The organism is Variovorax sp. S12S4 (assembly GCF_023195515.1).
Taxonomy (GTDB): Bacteria; Pseudomonadota; Gammaproteobacteria; order Burkholderiales; family Burkholderiaceae_C; genus Variovorax.
The window spans coordinates 2,791,031-2,806,874 of record NZ_JALPKR020000002.1; the positions used below are offsets into that span (position 1 = coordinate 2,791,031).

A 15,844-nucleotide genomic window follows, 5' to 3' on the forward strand; every position below is an offset into this window, starting at 1 on the left:
CGTAAGCCCCAAAGTGCACCGTGAGCTTCCAAAGTTTCTTTCGAAAGAGCAAATCCGGAGTCTGCTTTCGGCCGCCACCAACCCACACCATAAGATGATCGTCCGGCTTGGGTTTCAGACTGGCCTTCGTCGAGAGGAAATCGCCACGTTTCCTGTCGCCTACGTTATCAATCCGCAGAATGTCGGCGGGAGCAGCCGCAGAATTCGAGTCCGCCTCGACCCTCATGACAGACACGGCATGCGGTGCAAGGGCGGCAAATCCCGTGACATCTTCGTCAGCCGTGCGTTGATGTCCGACCTTTATCACTACGTTGTACACGTGCGTGGCGAAAGGGCGAGTCTAAGTTCCAGAGAGAACCCACAGCTTTTCCTCAATCATCGGGGGGAGCCATTCTCATCAGGCGGCAAGGGACTGGAGCGCATCGTACGCAGCTTGGGACTGAAGGTGGGACTGCGAGTGCATCCGCATATGTTGCGGCACACCTATGCGACCCATACCCTTAGCGATATGCAGCACGCAGAAGCTGGCGTCGATCCACTGGTTTACGTCCAGCGACAGCTGGGGCATGAATCCATTCAGACAACGATGGTCTACCTGCACTTGGTTAGCGAGCGGGCGGAACGCGCAGTGCTCGCGTACGACGACGAGATTAGTGGTTGGAGCAACGGATGACGAATCGCAAGCATTTCCCGAAAGTAGACTTCGGTCAGAAAAAGGCAAATGGGGAGGATTCAGGCGCCGGCACGACGAACCCTCAAACACAGGTAGTCCTGTTTCCTCGAGAAAACAATGCGACGGCTGCTCGTAGCTTCGACTTCGGGCCATGGTACGGGCGGGGAATCGACGCAATCGTGAGCGCATGCCAGGTGCAGGTACAGCGCTTCCTGACGACACACGAAGGCAATCTCGCCGTCGCAAGTGTCGTCGTGTGCTGCCAGACGGGGTTGAGCCCGTTTCTCACCTACTTGACATTGGTTCGCGCCAACCTAAGAAGGGATCTCAAACCCAGTGATATCGACCGGGACATCATCGACGGATTCCTTGCCTTCTTAGATGATGGCACCCGGGTCACATCGAGTCAGAGGTCTTGCTTCAAGGCAGCAAAAACGGTCCTGCTGGCGCTGTGCAAGCGCGGCGTAATTCCGTGGAAGCAGAGCGGCGATGACGCTACATTTCCGACGAATCCGTTTCCGCGACATGCGAAACATTCCAAAGGGGCCAGGCCCTTTCACGTGAACAGCGGCGCGCATTCACTGCGGCCGTGAAGACCGCTGTCATGCCGCTTCTTACGCAGACCTTGGAGCCGACGAGCGAGTTGCTCGCGTACGCCCTGCTAGTAATCGCACTGCACACGGGCAGAAATACAACGCCCCTCCTTGAACTGAACACGGAGTGCCTTCGACCTCATCCAAAGGAGCACCTTCAGCTCCTCATCGCCTATAAACGGCGAGCTCACAGGTACTCTGCGACGCCGGTACGCGCGCCGCGGCAACTTGTCGAATCCACAGCTCCGGTGTTTCCAACAGTCGGACGGCTCATCCAGCGCGTCATTGAAATTACCCAGCCACTCCGTGACGAAGCGCCAGCGCATTTACGGGACCGTCTTTGGGTGTATCGAACAACAAGGGGCGCCGACCGCGGAAGCGTGAGCGCTCTAACTCCGCAGCGCTTAGGCGAGGCTGCGGCGCTTCTTGCTGAGCGTTTCGACCTGAGAGACGCCCATGGCCAACGGCTGCGGGTGACCGTGAGCATGCTACGTCAGACGTTTGTAAATCGCATCAACGAAATCTTGGATGACGACCTCACGGCGACGGCTGCCGCGGCCGGAAACTCTGTCGCAGTGACGGGCATCAACTACTTGAAACCTGGCGAGGCGGCGGAGAAGAACTGGCGGTTTATGGGTCGTGCTCTCACGAATGAGCTTTTGACCAGCACGCTGGGAGCAACCGAGAAGACTCCAGTTGGAGGCTGTTCTGACGTGACCTTCGGGCAATTCGCGCCGAAAGTCGCCGGAGCCTACTGCATGAGCTTCTTGGACTGCCTGCGGTGTCGAAACTATGTCGTCACTGGCGACGATCTGCATCGATTGTTCTCGTTCTACTGGCGGGTCTACCGGGAGCGAAGCCGAATCAACGTCGTTCGGTGGCGCCGGCGCTACGCACATGTCATCCGCCTAATTGATCGAGACGTAATTGCGGCGGGTCTGGCAAGGCGGATTTTCAAACCCATGCAGATCGACCAAGCACGCGAACGTGCACGCCTTGATCCGCATCCTTACTGGCGGGACCTTGAATCTTTTGAGGTGTTTGAGTGATGGAAGCATCGCCGCTCGTAATCGAATCCCAGCCGCGGGACGCTCGCGGCCTATCGCGACAAGACAGCGACGCACTGATAGTGTCGATAGGGAAAGTAGGCAAAAAATGGTTGATCATCAGCCGGTATGGCGACGATTGCTGGTCGTTCAGGGCGAAGCCCACCAACGCGGTTCAATCTAACTGCATTCTGCGCTTCGACCTTGTTCCTGCGCCGTTTCGCGACGTAATGAGAGCCGTGATGTACCGGTATCTCAGGCGTGGTCGCAGTCGCGGCGTGCGGCCTGGCGTTTTGACCATGCGTTTGCTCTTGGAGCGATGCGCACAATTCCTGCGCTTTCTAGAGAAATTGAAGATAGCTCGACTACGTAGGGCGACGCCCGCTGTCTGCAAAATGTACGTCGACATTGCCAAGGCCGAGCTTGACTCTCGAGGAAAGCGGCGTGCCGCGGGAACGCTGGAGGGCCTGTTTCGTGCGGTCGAAGCATTGCATGAACTCAGCCAATACACCGACGACCCGATGCCGAATCATCCGTGGCCCGAGACGTCAGCGGCGCGGCTCGCGGGTCTGCAAACCTCGGCAACCAAGAGCCGCGTTGGTAAGACCCCGCTCATTCCGGATGAGATCTTCGTTGCTCTCTTCCAAGCCTCATGGATGCTGCTTGATCAAGCCGAATATATGTTGGACCTCCGCGATGCGATCGCGCTGCTCGAACAGGAAAAAGAGGGGCTCGCCGAGTCGGCAATGTTCGCTGCAAAGCGAGAGCGATTAGAGGAGCTTGGCTGGACGGAGGGAGTTGCAGCTCTGCGCTCGTTCATGACCGATCTGAGAACCGCTTGCTACGTCGTGATCGCGAGTCTTTCCGGCTGTCGAAACCATGAACTCGCCTTCTTGCAAACTGGCGCCTGCTATCGAACCGAGGATGATGAGGGGACGATCTACTGGTGGATGCGGTCGACGTCAACGAAAACCGGCGAAGGCGCTACAGAGTGGATGATTCCAGATGCGGCGGTTCGAGCGATCTCCATTATGGAGCGATGGGCCTATCCCTATCAGCAAGAAGTTGCCGACGAGATTCAGCATCGAAGAATGAAGAACCCGATGGACCCTGAGATTGCGGAAGCGGAGCGTCACTTACAAGCGCTTTTTTTAGGTTCCGCACTTCATAAGGGTCAAGTGAGAACACTGTCCAACCAGAGCTGGAATTACCTGCTCAGGAAGTTCGCCGTGGACCGCGGGATCGCTTGGAAGCTAACGTCACACCAATTTCGTCGCACATTCGCCAACTATGCCGCGCGAAGCCGATTCGGAGATCTACGATATCTAAAAGAGCACTTTAAGCATTGGTCGATGGATATGACCCTCGGATATGCGCTCAACGACTCGCAGGAGCTAGCATTGTTCTGTGAGATCTATGACGAACTCGACGATATTAAGGTGAATGTGGTTGAAAGTTGGCTGCAGCCAGATCAGCCGCTCGCGGGCGGGTACGGAGCTCGTTTAGCACGCTGGCGTGGAAGCGGGGCGATTACCCTGTTCAGGGATCGTTCAGCGATGATTCGAGCTATCTCAGATAGCACTGCGATCCGGGCCAATGGACATGCATGGTGCACAGCCGATGATGACCTGTGTCCCGGCAACGGAGGGCTTGACAAAGGGAAGTGCGCAGATTGCAGCAGTGCAGTCATCGGACGACAGCACGGGCAGGTCTACCAGCAAATGTATGAACAGCTTGCAGAACTGCGCTCCTGCAACGACATAGGCCCCGGCGGCCGATCACGTGTCGAGCGCGACCAAAACCGCTGCCGAAGTGTCCTCAAATCGCTTGGATACTCACCCGTGGAGGTGTCGTGAGTTCAGTGACTGACGCGCGCCGAAGTCAGCTCCGACTGGCAGTTCGGCAGATTCGAGCCGGCCGGGGCAGGCACAAGGGATTGAAACTGACTTTTGCAGCAGTTGCTCGTGAAGCGGGGGTAAGCACGGCTTTGATCCATAACTGCTACCCAGAAATTGCCGAACTTATTCGAGAACAGCAGGGCCGATCGAGTAGAGCGCAACGCGATGCAAAGAGAGAGCAGCTGAGAGCCGAGCAGGACAAGACTCGCGAACTGCGCAAGCAGCTCAAAGAACTGGAACGCCAGATCGCATCGTTGGCTAGTATCAATGAAGTGCTGCTCATTGAAAACCGAGAGCTAAAGGCCGAGCTAGGCGCTCGGAATGTCGTGCGGCTGACGCGCTGATCCTCCCAGGCTACCATTGTTCCGCTGGGCAGCTCAGACTTCGGCTCGAACATCGAATCCAAGCAGCGGCGCGACCACCCGGCAGTGCCGCGCGGTTCAGTTCGGCCTGAAGGGCTGTTAAATGCAGCGATACGCCCGGCGACGGCTGCCCTTACAGCGACGCACAGAAGTGCATCGTTCGCATGCTCGGAAAAGAAATCCAGTACATCTGCGACACGAACATAGCGAGGCTGAGTCAAGCCGGCGGCGTCATCGCGAATCTCCAGTCGCTCCTAGGCAAAGAACCCGATTCAAGGACCGTCTTCGAGGTGCCATATTGCAGGTGCCTGGCCGGGCATTCCTTTTTAAGGATAGTGAAGATGGAATCGGCTTGTTGGCGCGGCGTTCAGCGCCAGATGATCCTCCAGGCTCCTTCCGATGCCAAAGACGTGATGCTGAAGGCGATCGAAGACTTTGATCGCGAACGGTACGGCCCAACGGACGGGGTACCAACTGCCCTTGTAATCAAAGCCTTGGAACTTCAGCCCGTGCGGCAACTCGTCCTCGACGAAGCTGACCGATATGCTAGGTTCAACCACGCTCCGGTGCTTTGAGACGTTCACTAGTGCTGCGAGGTGCTTCAGCTCGGGGTCGTCCAAAAGTTTCAGACATAGATCCTTCAACGGCCCAGCCGGCAGAAGCGGGTGAACCGAGTGAAACGCAACTTGTGACGGCTTCAGATCGTCAAACTTCATGGCGAAGTAGATGACATGACCCAGTGTGTCCAGGATGGCATGGCCACTCTGCATTAAGGCAATGAGGTGAGCTTCGGCGTGGAACCGACGTTCATCGAACTGTTCCGACTCAAGGTCCGAGTTGGGAAGGATGAACTTCATCAGGACATCATTCGATGACGCCTCTTTCAGGCTTGAATTCACCAGCCGATCCGCCTCTTGGTAGTGATACTTCATGTACCCCAGTCTTTTCACGATCGACTGGCAGCACTTCGACGTGAGATTGGCCTGATCGCCACCGTGGAGCCGCTCCACGTTGTCTCGCAGTGCCTTCAAGTTCCAGCCCTGGTGATTCCTATCTCCGGCGTTCTCTTTCTCCGCATCCTCATTCATAGGGGCGCCTCTTTAGTTTCGCCCCTCATCCTAACTGCCGAGAGCCGGTCGCCGAGAACTAAAGTCACCGAATGAATTTTGTGCGCTGCCTCGCGCGAACCTCCATTCTGGCCAGCCTGTGCAGTTCGTGGAATTCCGCGACGGTCAGATGCGCCGCGACAAGATCGCCATGAGGGACACGCAGGCGACGGTGCTGGGAGAAGGCACCAAGCGCACATGGAAGATTCCCTGCTTAGCAATGCAGGGCTTTGACGGTACGAAATGCTCTACGAGCCGATACCGGAACCGGTCAGCGCGGCAGAGCGAGAGCTAAAACGAAGGCAATTGGGTCGTCAGGTCTTCGTCTGGCGCGTCTGGGTGTACAACCCCGGGTGCGTCGAGAATCAGCAGCGAGATGGACATGTCGTATCGGTCTGAGAGCACGACCATCTCGCGTACGGGCAACTTCATACTCCACACATCTTCGGGGTGCTCTACGCCCATTCGATAGTCTGCGCTTGAAAGCGCTTGATCCGGGTTGACAGCAACCGAGCCCGGAGGCAATTCCATGCCCTCCTGCAGCGTTCCGAATGCGTACTTCTTCGCGCTGCCACTGGCCTTCCACCAATGCAACATCCCTTCCCGTCCCATGACGGCGACGGCTGGCTGCTCGGTGAACTCCAACCATTTGAGCATCGCAGCCGTAAGAGAGACGCCGTAGCGCTGGGCACACTCCCCCAGGAGATCGAGAGTGATCCGCCGCCCACGCACCTGTTGTGTGTAGTCGTCAATAGGCATGAGCAGGTACGAAGCGAACTGGTCTGCCTCTCGCTCGATCCTGGCACCGGTGATGCCCAATGTCGCGCTCTGAGAGCATTGAAACGCCTCTTTCAGCGTGCGATGCAGGACGTAGTGCCCGAACTCATGCGCAACGGTAAAGTTGGACCGTCCCGGTAAGTCGGGATGCGGGTGATACAGCAACGCCCAGACCTTTCTCTCCTTCAGCCAGAACAACCCGCCCTCGAAGCCGTTCAGCTCTCGGGCTTGCAATTCCGCAATGGGTGCCTCGGGCGCGACGTTCCTAGACCATTCCTGCGCCAACGCTCCCGCGTTGATCGGGAAGGTGAGGCCGTGGACGGCGCGCCATAGCTGCGTTAGCTTGATCGCCTCGCGCGCTGGAGAAAGCGCTTGAATCAAGGCCCCGCCTTCTTGTCTAGGACGTTGAGGATCTCCTGCAACTGCTGCTTCACCCCATTGTCCAGCGACTGGTACTTGCGGAAGAAGGCTTCGTCGGCCACATCGATCGAGGGCTCGGCGACATCGTCATTCATCAGGAATTCGGGTGTCACGCCGAGGACCTTCGCAACCTCATTAATCCGATCGGCGGACGGGCGGGCCTTTTCCTTGTTCTCCAGTTCCCATACGGATGACTTGGACGCACCGATCTGCTCGGCGAACTGTTCCAGTGTCAAGCCTGCTTTCTTCCGCAATGTGCGGACCTTCTCGCCCAGTGTTGGCATGCTTGTTCGGATTTCCGATAAAAAAAGTACTTGACTCCGGAAGTTCGGGAGTCCACAATTTTTATTGTGATAGTTCCGAACTTTCTGCGCAACCCCGATTTGGTAACACAGCCACAGGGGAAGAGGGAAGTCGGGATTTCGCAATCCGCCAACTGATCCAGAAAGGGGACGACCATGAGCAAGACGTTGAAGCCCGGTACGCCGGCACCGAAGTCCGGCGAGTACCAGAACCCGGGCACCGGCAACGAAGTGACCGGCGTCAAGGGCGAGCCGCTGCCGCCGACGCCGCGGCCCGGCCAGGGCCACAAGCTGGTGGACCCCGCCAAGCACCAACGCTGAGCTTGGGCGAGTTCCAGGTGAAGCCGGCAATCATCAACAAGAATTTCAAGGAAACCCTGTGATCCGCGAATCTGTGACTTTCCCTCGGCGCTCCCGCATCTCCATGCGCTCGTCAGCGCGCTTCTTCCACCTGGTGGATGTCATCGCCCGTGCCCACGAGCCCACAGCAACCCAGTTGACAGCGCTGGAGCGCTCCTACAACAGCACCGGTGAGTTCCTCTCGGCATGTCCGGAGTTCCAGGGCGACCTCATTCAGATCCACGCCCACGGTTCCCGGCAGTTGGGCACCATCGTGCGGCCGCGTGATGACTCCCGGGAGGGCTTCGACATCGATCTGATCGCGCGCCTGGCGTCAGGGGCGCGTCGCAAATACGAGGGCGAGCACGGGCCGGCCCTGCTGCTCGACCGCCTGCATCGCGCCTTGTCCCGCTACGCCGATGCGCATGGGCTTCGGCTGCACCGCTGGGAGCGTTGTGCGACGTTGGAGTATGCCGAAGGCATGTGCGCCGACATCGCGCCGGTCATTGACTCTCCGCTGCTGGCAGCGCCGTTCGGCGAGACGCACGGTCTCATCCCTGATCGCGAGCTGCGGCTTTTCGACTCCACGAACCCGCGCGGGTACGCGAAGCACTTCGATCTCGCCGCCACGATCTTGCCGAATTTCACGGCCGTGATGAGCTTTTCGGAGGCGATGGATTCAGTGACGCGCGCGGAAGTGGCGCCGTTGCCTGATGCGCAAGAGGTGTTCGACCGGCTGCTGTGCCGGCTGGTGCAACTGCTGAAGCTGCATCGCAATGTGGCCTTCGGCATTGCGCAGGGGAGTCAGGACCTGGCACCTTCCTCTGTTTTCCTGACGACGCTGGCCGCGATGGCGTATGCGGTGGAGGCGCCGCAGCCGCACGAGAGTCCCCTGGAATTGCTGCTCGATATCGTTGAGCGAATGCCGCTGCACTTCGGGCGGCTCCCCGGCCCGACGGTTCCGAAGAATGGGTCTTGCCCAATCCGTCCGCCCCGCGGGACAACCTGGCCGGCGGCATGAATTCTCCGGCTCGACAGGAGGCATTTTTCTCGTGGCATCAACGCCTGATCGGTGATCTGAAGCGCATCCTGCACGCGATCGAGGACCATGAGGGCCTGGATGTCCTGATCAAGGCGCTGGAGGGCGCATTTGGCCCCCGCTGCGCGGGCGCCATCCAGCAGGACCAGACTCAGCGTCGGCAAAGCAACCGCGTCGCGGGCCGGGTGACGTTGATCTCGTCGGTGGCAGCCGCGCCGGTCAGCGTCGCAGCGCGGCCCCATACCTACTTCGGCCGCTGATGACACCGTACCCGGCTCCGCCCGTACCGACCTTGGCCCAACGAGCCATGGAACTGCGTGCCCTGCCTCTCGACGGCGCCCGGCTGATGTTTCTGTCGGGCCGTGCCTTGCGCTATCGATTCCATCTGGTGCCGAGCGACTTCGGTCGCGTCTACGAGTGTGAACTTCGGCTGACACCCGATTCGCGCCCACCGGAAATGTTCGTTCTGAGTCCTGACCTGACCACCCTGGCGGACGAAGCCGCGCTGCCGCACATCTACCCCAACAACGGTCCCGGCACCAAGCTGTGTCTATGGTGGCCGAAGCAGCGCGAGTGGCTGCCGCAGATGAAGCTGGTCGATACCTACATCGCCTGGACTGCGGAGTGGCTGTGGCATTTCGAGGACTGGTTGATCACAGGGGTGTGGGCCGGCGGCGGCGAACATCCGGAGCAACGCAGGAAGCGTTGGGCTTGAGCCAGCGGCGACCTAGACCGCAAGACAACAGCAATGATGTAAGGAGCAGAGAAACGCATGAATGAAATCGACAAGAAGCAGGTGGAGCCGCAAATGCTCAATTTGCTGCGTGCCAGGACATTGATCTACCGGCGAGCCAAGAATGTCCAAGCGGCGGGCCTCGTGATCTCACTCGTTTTCCCGATCGTCGGCCTGATCGTGTCAGCGCTGCTCCTCTCGTCGAAGCCGTTCATCGCGTTCGCCGCCCTGATGTTCAGTTTCTTGGAGGTTCTGCTTCTTGATCGCTGGCACCGTGCGCAGCTCAAGAACGCGGCCAAGCTGCAGGAGGATTTCGACTGCACGGTATTGCAGATGGACTGGAACGCCTTTCTGGTTGGCAATCGGATCGACCCCGAAGACGTTTTTGCCGACGCATGCAAGAAGCTCAGTGACAAGGACGAGCAACGGTTGATCAACTGGTATCCGCTCGCCGTCAAGGAATTGCCACTCCATTTGGCGAGGCTGGTGTGCCAACGCACCAATCTCTGGTACGACAGCGCTTTGCGCAAGCGCTACAGGTTCGTCCTTTTGACGGGCTGCGTGGTGTTGATCGCGGCGACTGGATTCGCCTCGCTGGCGATCGATAACACGATGGCGACCTTTGTGCTCTCGACGTTGGCTCCGATGACGCCGGTGATGATCTGGGCACTCAGAGAATGCAACCGGCAAGCCGCCACCTGCGAGTTGCTGGATCGCCTGAACGATGAAGTCAAGAAGCTCTGGGACCGCTCCCGCAGCGGCGCAACGGAGCAGGAGATCAGCATGCGGTCGCGCGAACTGCAAGACGCCATCTTCAACCACCGCGCTTCCAGTCCGTTGATCTTCGACTGGGTCTACAACCTGCTGCGCAGAAAAATGGAAGAGAGAATGAATGCGGGCGCCGAGCACTGGGTGAGCGAACTGCGCACGGCTGGCAATGCGCGCTGAAGGAGGAGAAAAAAATGAAACTGATCCAAGACTTCAACGCCTTCCTGAGCGACACCGTCAATCTCAACAGCACGCGCTTCGATCAACTCGAAAGCAGCATCGAGGCGATCAAGACGGCGGTGCGAGGGCTGGACTGGAAGCCTTCCATCGTCGGCTTCGCCGCGCAAGGGTCGTGGGCTCACAAGACCATCATCAGGCCTCTGCCTGGAGATCCGTTCGATGCAGACCTGCTGGTTTATGTGAAGCCGGTCGCGGGCTGGGAAGCGAAGGACTACATCAACGGGCTGTATGAGGAGATGGGGAAGCTCGGTCTGTACAAGGACAAGATCAGGCGCTACTCACATTGCATCACCATCGAGTATGCGGGCGAGCGCAAGATCGACGTGGCACCTTGCGTGAAAGAGCGTCTACACACGGGTGTCTGGGAGGTTTGCAATCGTGATACCAATCTCTTCGAAACGTCCAACCCGCTCGACTACACGGATTGGCTGATCGAGCGCAACAGCATCTGCGGGAACAACAACTTCCGCAAGGCCACCCGGTTGCTGAAGTACCTCAGGGACATCAAGACGAACTTCACCTGTCCCTCGTTCCTCCTGACGACCTTGCTTGGCAAGCATGTCTATGCCTCCGACAAGGGAGCTGTCGGGTTCGTGGATGTCCCCACGACGCTCAAGACGCTGGTTGACCGGCTCGATGACTGGCTGCAGGCCAATCCAAGCAAGCCTACGGTGCGAAATCCCGTGCTGTCCGAGGAAATCCAAAGCACTGCTTGGGACGACACCAAGTACTCGAACTTCCGCTCGAAGATCAATCTTTACCGCGGCTGGATCGATGACGCCTACGATGAGCCAGACAAAGAGGAAAGCATCGGAAAGTGGCAGCGTGTGTTCGGCGAGGACTTTGCCATTCGGGAGGCTGCCGAGAAGGCAGGGAAGGTCAGTGAAGCGGCGCTGTCCGTCGTCCGGGGAGCCCGGTGTCGGCTGGCGTGGCCGATCTGGTGGCCTTGGTGAAGAGGATCGGCCGTGCGGCTCTGCCAAGTGGCTTTGATCGTCTGCCGCACATGCGCCGTCCGCGATGGCGCGCAGCTGCAGGTTCGCGGCTGACCGTGAATGTTGGTGCGCAACTGTGGACATCCCGCTATGGGCAGAACGTTCGCTCGCTTGCCTCGCTCGCGCCCACGCAGCCCGGATACTGGGTCCGCTTCAACGCCAGCAACAATCTCGGTCTTCCTTTCCCGCAGACCTACAAAATCGAATGGCGCGTGACGAACACGGATGAAGTCGCGCGGCGTGCCAACGCGCTTCGTGGTGACTACTACCGCTCCGATGAGCCAGGTGTTCGCTGGGAGCAGCTATCCTATCGAGGTGTCCACATGGTTGAGGCTTTCCTCATCCGCAAAGCCGACGACACGCTTTTGGGGAAGAGTGATCCGTTCTACGTGGTCATTGAATGAGAGTGAAGAAGTGCGGTCGATCTCGATGAGTGTCGAAAAATTTGATGAGGTGCAAGTGGGCTCACAGCCGGCGAGCTACCGAGTGGAGGTTTGCGCTCCCGCCGACGCGCCGGCGCTGCTTCGCGAGCAGTTCATGGCACTGGTGCTGAAGGGCGGAGAGGTTCAAAAGAGCACCTTACCCGCCATTGTCAGTGACGCCCTTGTCATTGCATTCGTCTGGCAGGAACAGACGCTGGCTGCGGTGGGGGCGTTAAGCGACCGAACGCTGGCTACCGCGCCGGAGTGTTCGATAAGGCCGGCCTTTCCGACGCGGCACACTACCCGTACGAGCTGGGCTGGATCTTCGTCGAAGAACGCTTCCGCAGAATGGGAATGGCTGGTGCCCTTACGACCTGCTTGGTTCACGGTCTCGAGGAGTGGCCCGTTTACGCCTCCTCCCGCACAAACAACAAGGGAATGCACAAGGCGCTCGTCAATGCAGGATTCCGGCAGGTCGGACAGCATTACCCAGGTCGGCGAACGGGCGAAGAGTTTCAGGTCTTCTTGAAGCCCGCAGGTTGATTTCGATTGCCTGTCCATGAGGTCCGCAAAGAGATTACACGCCGAGCGACTGGATCAACTTCGGTTGCAGATCGCGTTGGGCATTGGGGTCAAGAAGTCCTATGAGGTACCTGCCTTTTGCGTCAAGTTGCGGCTGCAAGAGACAGCCACGCCGGAAGACGAGGCAAGCGCCTTCCGCAGCAAGAAGGCCTATGTCCTGCCAATGCTCCAAGACAAGGGCGAGCCGGAACTCCTGGACCTGACTCAGCGTGTGCTCAATGAGGTCGACTACGAGCCGCTGGACATGCTGTTCGAGGAAATGACTCAACACAGCCAATATCGGGTCAGCAAATTGGTGCGCAAGGACGTTCTTCAGGCGTTAAACGCCGTGGAGTCTCTGTTCGGCGATCAGCCCCTTCTCGAAACGCTGGAACGCGTCCTGGGTGCGCAGGTAATCGCCGGCGAGCGATTCGGTCAGCTACTCGGCGCCCGATCTGCCGGGCCGATCACCCAGCATTACCTGCTCAATAACGCCTGGTCGCACCAGCAGATGCTGGAGCATTGCGGCGTTCTGGATTGTTCTCAGACCACGTTCTTTCGACTGATCGACGCGGTCCTCGATCCGCTGGCCCGTCGTGACCAGGAGCAGGCTGAACTGGTCGAGGCCATTTCGCGCCACCTCCAACGCGACGGCTTCGCCGTAAGGGCGATTTCGTCCCAATCAGGCTATCCAATCTATGGGGTGGTACGTGCGGCGCCGGGTGTGGAAGGCGCCATGAAGAACTTGATCTTCGCGTCGATCGGGCCGAAGCCAGAGCTCATCATCCGCGATGCCGTCAGCAACGATGTGGAGATCGTGAAGAATGCGGACAAGGTCTTGGTTTTCGACCAGGCGCTTCCGTCCGGCCTGCTGTCTTGGGCTCAACTGCAGACCTGGTGGGCGGGCCGCACCAAAACTCCCGACGAACTCGCCGCCAAACGCACGTTGTTCATGCGGCTCCAGGAGTCCGTGAAACAAACTGGCTCGCCAGGTGAACTAATGCTCTTCAGGACCTACTACGAGCACTTTGGGAGGTTGGACCCGGGTCAATGCCCAGCCCTTCTTCCGCAGGTTTACCTCCACTACGATCCCTATACGAAGCGGGAAAGGGGGCAGGAAAAGGTTCTAGAGCGGCAGCGCATGGACTTTCTCATGCTGCTCGCTACCGGCGTCCGGGTCGTGCTGGAGGTAGATGGTCAGCACCACTACGGGGACGTGGAGCCAAGTGGACGCTACCGCGCGAATGCTTCAAAGTATGCGGACATGGCCGCGGAGGATCGGAGACTGCGACTCTCCGGCTATGAGGTCTATCGCTTCGGCGCGCGAGAATTTTTCTCAGAAGAGCCAGCGAATGCGCAGAAGGCTACAGCGATGATCATCGAGTTCTTCAATGGCTTGCTCCAGCGACATGGGCTCGTACGGCTCCATTGATGCGGCCGCGTCAAGTATCTCTACGAAAGCGTGTTGTTGGTTGCTATCAGAGTTGACCCTCTCAGCTCACAACTCGATGATGGCTGGTAGCCGCGACCCAGGAACAAGGATTGACGAATGCGCAAAAGGAACTCCGACGATCTGCCGATCGAAGCGACCACTCGACTATTCGAAGTGCGTGGTCTTAATCCGTGGGAAAACAGGAAGGCCGTGTACGAGGTAGTGCTCAGGTCGGGGAGGAGTGTCTATATGCGGATGGACAGCACGAACTACAGCAATACAGGCCGAATGGTCGTTCTTGTCGATTCGCAGCGCTTCCTACTGCATTGGCGGGCCGATCGCGCGGGTCTGCATGCACACGAGGCCAATGGCGACCCGACCACTTGGATCCATGACTACAAGTTCGGTCTCGCGGCCAAAGGATTTGCATTGGGCGTCGAAAACCCGGTACCCCTCGCCACCGTTGGATGCCGGTTCAACACCAACGAGCATTTTTTGGCAGATCTGCTTTCGAGGATCGATCCCCGGCGGCAGCCTGCATCGCCCGTCGTGACCTTTACCAACGGCATTACGCGTACTTTGTGGCTGCTGACAAACGGCGCATCCAGCTTCCCAGTTGAATGCTCGCGCGACGATTCACAGTTGCTTGCGAACTGTTGTGGTTTACCTGGTGCGCCCCCCAAAGCGCCTTTGAGATCACCCACGGCGGGGACAAATCGAACTGACGACGAGCTTGAATCCTTATGGCCTTGGCGCGGGAGCGACATGTCCCAGTCGCATAGCTACAGCACGCTGAGCGGGACTGAGGGCTGGCCAGATAAGGTGAACCTTCGACGTTTCCATTGTTGCTAGGTCCGCCTTGTGACGGTCTTTCTGTAGGCTTACCTTGAAAAAGCCCGGGTTGTGGTCTATGCGGTGTGCCTGCAGTCGCCAGAGGACCACAAAGGCAAATTTTGGTGTCAAGCTCTTGTTTGTACGGAAGTAGGTCAGAGCGTTCGAGAGAATCGGGTTGCTCTCAGACACGGTGAGCCGCTCAAGCGCTTTGATGCACGACTCCAAGTGCATCTGCTGCATGAGCCGGCTGAGCTTCTTCTTTGCATCCGCGGCAGAAAGCCTCATGCCTTGCTCAAAGACAGACACATCGAATCTCAAGATGCACTGCGAACCGACCCAAAGTCGATGGGCCGTCAATTGGTTCTGAATGCGGAAGTGATACCGGAGTTCTTCTTGCTCGCACAGCTCGCAGGTCTCGGTAGCGTGGCCGTGATCAACAGTTTCTTCTGTAAAGCTCCATTCTTCAAATGCTTCCGGCAGTGTGGCGCCGATTGACAAAGGAAGAATGTTGTCGCGAATTCGTTGCGGATAGGTTGACATGGCCGAGGGACAAGCGTCACACGTGCATTCCACGTACAGAAACCTTAGCCTCTTCCGCAGGCAGGCGAAAGGAGGAAAACCAAGGGAGTAGAGCTATCAGATCTGGCCAACCGGCACTGCTAACCCTGGTCGGGCGACAGATGCTATGAACAGCTTCTTGGGTTGGTCAAGGTCCCAATCTCGAGAACCATCCAGCGTCGAAGTTGCTGTTCTCGAACTCTCCCGCCGATTGTCCATGTACCCTTCGGGTTCCACATCAACCACCTTGTAGTCGAAGCTGTCATGTATGCCCATGCACTCACAGCTCGAACACTTGGAAGAACTCTGGCGGCATAGCTGACGAAGCGCCTTCGGGCACTGTAAGGACTTGGCGGGACCTCCTCAGCGTCTTGACGCCCGCCGCGTACCAACATACCAAATCATTGGAATGCGGTGGCGTGAAGCGTTTCCATGGGGCTGTTTTGCACTCACGAGGGTAGCCATCATTCTTTTCGCTCTTGCACCCTCCTGAGAACGGGCACTCAATCGCTCTGCGGCTTAGGTCTTCCGTATGCGTCCAGCCAAGTCATCTTGACCGGTTGCACCCAAGCTAAATGGCCTGCTCCTGGAGCCATCGTTGAAGATGCTCGCTCGCGAGCACTCTGGCATCCTCGACCAACTCGAAGTCTCTTGGTTCAGGTGCAGGCCCATAACCGCGGAAGTAAGCGAGCAGCTTCAGGTGCAAGTGCCACTCAGCCTCACGAGTGAGGCTCTCCATCTGTTCCCAC

General features: G+C 58.3%; 19 protein-coding genes. 15 read left to right on the forward strand and 4 right to left on the reverse strand.

Annotated elements, in window-relative coordinates; all coding sequences use genetic code 11:
• The first annotated feature begins 13 nt into the window (after positions 1–13).
• From M0765_RS13685 to M0765_RS13705, 5 genes are all read left to right on the forward strand, one after another.
• Entirely contained in the window at positions 14–673 is a 660-nt protein-coding gene (locus tag M0765_RS13685; protein ID WP_258504153.1) for a tyrosine-type recombinase/integrase, read from the forward strand.
• Complete coding sequence (locus M0765_RS13690) at positions 670–1,266, forward strand: hypothetical protein (RefSeq protein ID WP_258504154.1); 597 nt, start codon at positions 670–672, stop codon at positions 1,264–1,266. The genes M0765_RS13685 and M0765_RS13690 overlap by 4 nt, the downstream gene beginning before the upstream one ends.
• Before the next feature lie 248 nt (positions 1,267–1,514).
• On the forward strand, positions 1,515–2,315 hold the full coding sequence (locus tag M0765_RS13695) for a hypothetical protein (protein ID WP_258504155.1): 801 nt from the start codon (positions 1,515–1,517) through the stop codon (positions 2,313–2,315).
• The gene (locus M0765_RS13700; RefSeq protein ID WP_258504156.1) at positions 2,315–4,168 is read left to right on the forward strand and encodes a hypothetical protein; all 1,854 of its coding nucleotides are present in this window, start codon (positions 2,315–2,317) and stop codon (positions 4,166–4,168) included. The genes M0765_RS13695 and M0765_RS13700 overlap by 1 nt, the downstream gene beginning before the upstream one ends.
• A gap of 80 nt (positions 4,169–4,248) precedes the next feature.
• Positions 4,249–4,554 (forward strand): TetR family transcriptional regulator, encoded by a 306-nt coding sequence (locus M0765_RS13705; protein WP_258504157.1) that lies wholly within the window; start codon positions 4,249–4,251, stop codon positions 4,552–4,554.
• Between the two features lie 344 nt (positions 4,555–4,898).
• Here the strand turns inward: M0765_RS13705 and M0765_RS13710 are convergent, their stop codons facing one another.
• The 3 genes from M0765_RS13710 to M0765_RS13720 all read right to left on the reverse strand — a co-directional run bounded on the left by M0765_RS13710 (position 4,899) and on the right by M0765_RS13720 (position 7,159).
• A complete protein-coding gene (locus M0765_RS13710; RefSeq protein ID WP_258504158.1) occupies positions 4,899–5,660 on the reverse strand; it encodes a hypothetical protein in 762 nt (253 codons plus the stop codon).
• Between the two features lie 309 nt (positions 5,661–5,969).
• Positions 5,970–6,836 (reverse strand): ImmA/IrrE family metallo-endopeptidase, encoded by an 867-nt coding sequence (locus M0765_RS13715; RefSeq protein ID WP_258504159.1) that lies wholly within the window; start codon positions 6,834–6,836, stop codon positions 5,970–5,972.
• The gene (locus M0765_RS13720) at positions 6,833–7,159 is read right to left on the reverse strand and encodes a helix-turn-helix domain-containing protein (RefSeq protein WP_258504160.1); all 327 of its coding nucleotides are present in this window, start codon (positions 7,157–7,159) and stop codon (positions 6,833–6,835) included. The genes M0765_RS13715 and M0765_RS13720 overlap by 4 nt, the downstream gene beginning before the upstream one ends.
• Positions 7,160–7,333: 174 nt before the next feature.
• Here M0765_RS13720 and M0765_RS13725 point away from each other — a divergent pair, with 174 nt between their 5' ends.
• From M0765_RS13725 to M0765_RS29435, 10 genes are all read left to right on the forward strand, one after another.
• Positions 7,334–7,498: a hypothetical protein gene (locus M0765_RS13725; protein WP_258504161.1), complete on the forward strand. Its 165-nt coding sequence runs from the start codon at positions 7,334–7,336 to the stop codon at positions 7,496–7,498.
• Between the two features lie 103 nt (positions 7,499–7,601).
• Positions 7,602–8,537 (forward strand): nucleotidyltransferase domain-containing protein, encoded by a 936-nt coding sequence (locus M0765_RS13730; RefSeq protein WP_258504162.1) that lies wholly within the window; start codon positions 7,602–7,604, stop codon positions 8,535–8,537.
• Entirely contained in the window at positions 8,534–8,815 is a 282-nt protein-coding gene (locus M0765_RS13735) for a putative manganese transporter (protein ID WP_258504163.1), read from the forward strand. Before M0765_RS13730 ends, M0765_RS13735 begins: the two co-directional genes overlap by 4 nt.
• Before the next feature lie 47 nt (positions 8,816–8,862).
• On the forward strand, positions 8,863–9,270 hold the full coding sequence (locus M0765_RS13740) for a hypothetical protein (RefSeq protein WP_258504164.1): 408 nt from the start codon (positions 8,863–8,865) through the stop codon (positions 9,268–9,270).
• A gap of 57 nt (positions 9,271–9,327) precedes the next feature.
• Positions 9,328–10,236 carry an S-4TM family putative pore-forming effector gene (locus tag M0765_RS13745; protein ID WP_258504165.1) on the forward strand — a complete coding sequence of 303 codons (909 nt, stop codon included), beginning with the start codon at positions 9,328–9,330 and terminating at the stop codon, positions 10,234–10,236.
• Positions 10,237–10,250: 14 nt separating this feature from the next.
• Complete coding sequence (locus M0765_RS13750) at positions 10,251–11,249, forward strand: SMODS domain-containing nucleotidyltransferase (protein WP_258504166.1); 999 nt, start codon at positions 10,251–10,253, stop codon at positions 11,247–11,249.
• The gene (locus M0765_RS13755) at positions 11,225–11,692 is read left to right on the forward strand and encodes a nucleotide-binding domain-containing protein (RefSeq protein ID WP_258504167.1); all 468 of its coding nucleotides are present in this window, start codon (positions 11,225–11,227) and stop codon (positions 11,690–11,692) included. The genes M0765_RS13750 and M0765_RS13755 overlap by 25 nt, the downstream gene beginning before the upstream one ends.
• Before the next feature lie 282 nt (positions 11,693–11,974).
• Entirely contained in the window at positions 11,975–12,253 is a 279-nt protein-coding gene (locus tag M0765_RS13760) for a hypothetical protein (RefSeq protein ID WP_258504168.1), read from the forward strand.
• 64 nt (positions 12,254–12,317) lie between these two features.
• The gene (locus tag M0765_RS13765) at positions 12,318–13,703 is read left to right on the forward strand and encodes an AbiJ-related protein (RefSeq protein ID WP_258504169.1); all 1,386 of its coding nucleotides are present in this window, start codon (positions 12,318–12,320) and stop codon (positions 13,701–13,703) included.
• 288 nt (positions 13,704–13,991) lie between these two features.
• Entirely contained in the window at positions 13,992–14,555 is a 564-nt protein-coding gene (locus tag M0765_RS29435) for a plasmid fertility inhibition factor family protein (RefSeq protein WP_446751597.1), read from the forward strand.
• On the opposite strand, the gene M0765_RS13770 is transcribed toward M0765_RS29435, so the two are convergent.
• The gene (locus M0765_RS13770; protein ID WP_258504170.1) at positions 14,445–15,077 is read right to left on the reverse strand and encodes a hypothetical protein; all 633 of its coding nucleotides are present in this window, start codon (positions 15,075–15,077) and stop codon (positions 14,445–14,447) included. The genes M0765_RS29435 and M0765_RS13770 overlap by 111 nt on opposite strands.
• Between the last annotated feature and the right edge of the window lie 767 nt (positions 15,078–15,844).

What these genes read in the sequence shown, in the direction of transcription:
- M0765_RS13690 (WP_258504154.1), top strand. Translation starts at nt 670, where the DNA reads ATGACGAATCGCAAGCATTTCCCGAAAGTAGACTTCGGTCAGAAAAAG.
- M0765_RS13700 (WP_258504156.1), top strand. Translation starts at nt 2,315, where the DNA reads ATGGAAGCATCGCCGCTCGTAATCGAATCCCAGCCGCGGGACGCTCGC.
- M0765_RS13710 (WP_258504158.1), bottom strand. Translation starts at nt 5,660, where the DNA reads ATGAATGAGGATGCGGAGAAAGAGAACGCCGGAGATAGGAATCACCAG.
- M0765_RS13720 (WP_258504160.1), bottom strand. Translation starts at nt 7,159, where the DNA reads ATGCCAACACTGGGCGAGAAGGTCCGCACATTGCGGAAGAAAGCAGGC.
- M0765_RS13725 (WP_258504161.1), top strand. Translation starts at nt 7,334, where the DNA reads ATGAGCAAGACGTTGAAGCCCGGTACGCCGGCACCGAAGTCCGGCGAG.
- M0765_RS13730 (WP_258504162.1), top strand. Translation starts at nt 7,602, where the DNA reads ATGCGCTCGTCAGCGCGCTTCTTCCACCTGGTGGATGTCATCGCCCGT.
- M0765_RS13735 (WP_258504163.1), top strand. Translation starts at nt 8,534, where the DNA reads ATGAATTCTCCGGCTCGACAGGAGGCATTTTTCTCGTGGCATCAACGC.
- M0765_RS13740 (WP_258504164.1), top strand. Translation starts at nt 8,863, where the DNA reads ATGGAACTGCGTGCCCTGCCTCTCGACGGCGCCCGGCTGATGTTTCTG.
- M0765_RS13745 (WP_258504165.1), top strand. Translation starts at nt 9,328, where the DNA reads ATGAATGAAATCGACAAGAAGCAGGTGGAGCCGCAAATGCTCAATTTG.
- M0765_RS13750 (WP_258504166.1), top strand. Translation starts at nt 10,251, where the DNA reads ATGAAACTGATCCAAGACTTCAACGCCTTCCTGAGCGACACCGTCAAT.
- M0765_RS29435 (WP_446751597.1), top strand. Translation starts at nt 13,992, where the DNA reads ATGGTCGTTCTTGTCGATTCGCAGCGCTTCCTACTGCATTGGCGGGCC.
- M0765_RS13770 (WP_258504170.1), bottom strand. Translation starts at nt 15,077, where the DNA reads ATGTCAACCTATCCGCAACGAATTCGCGACAACATTCTTCCTTTGTCA.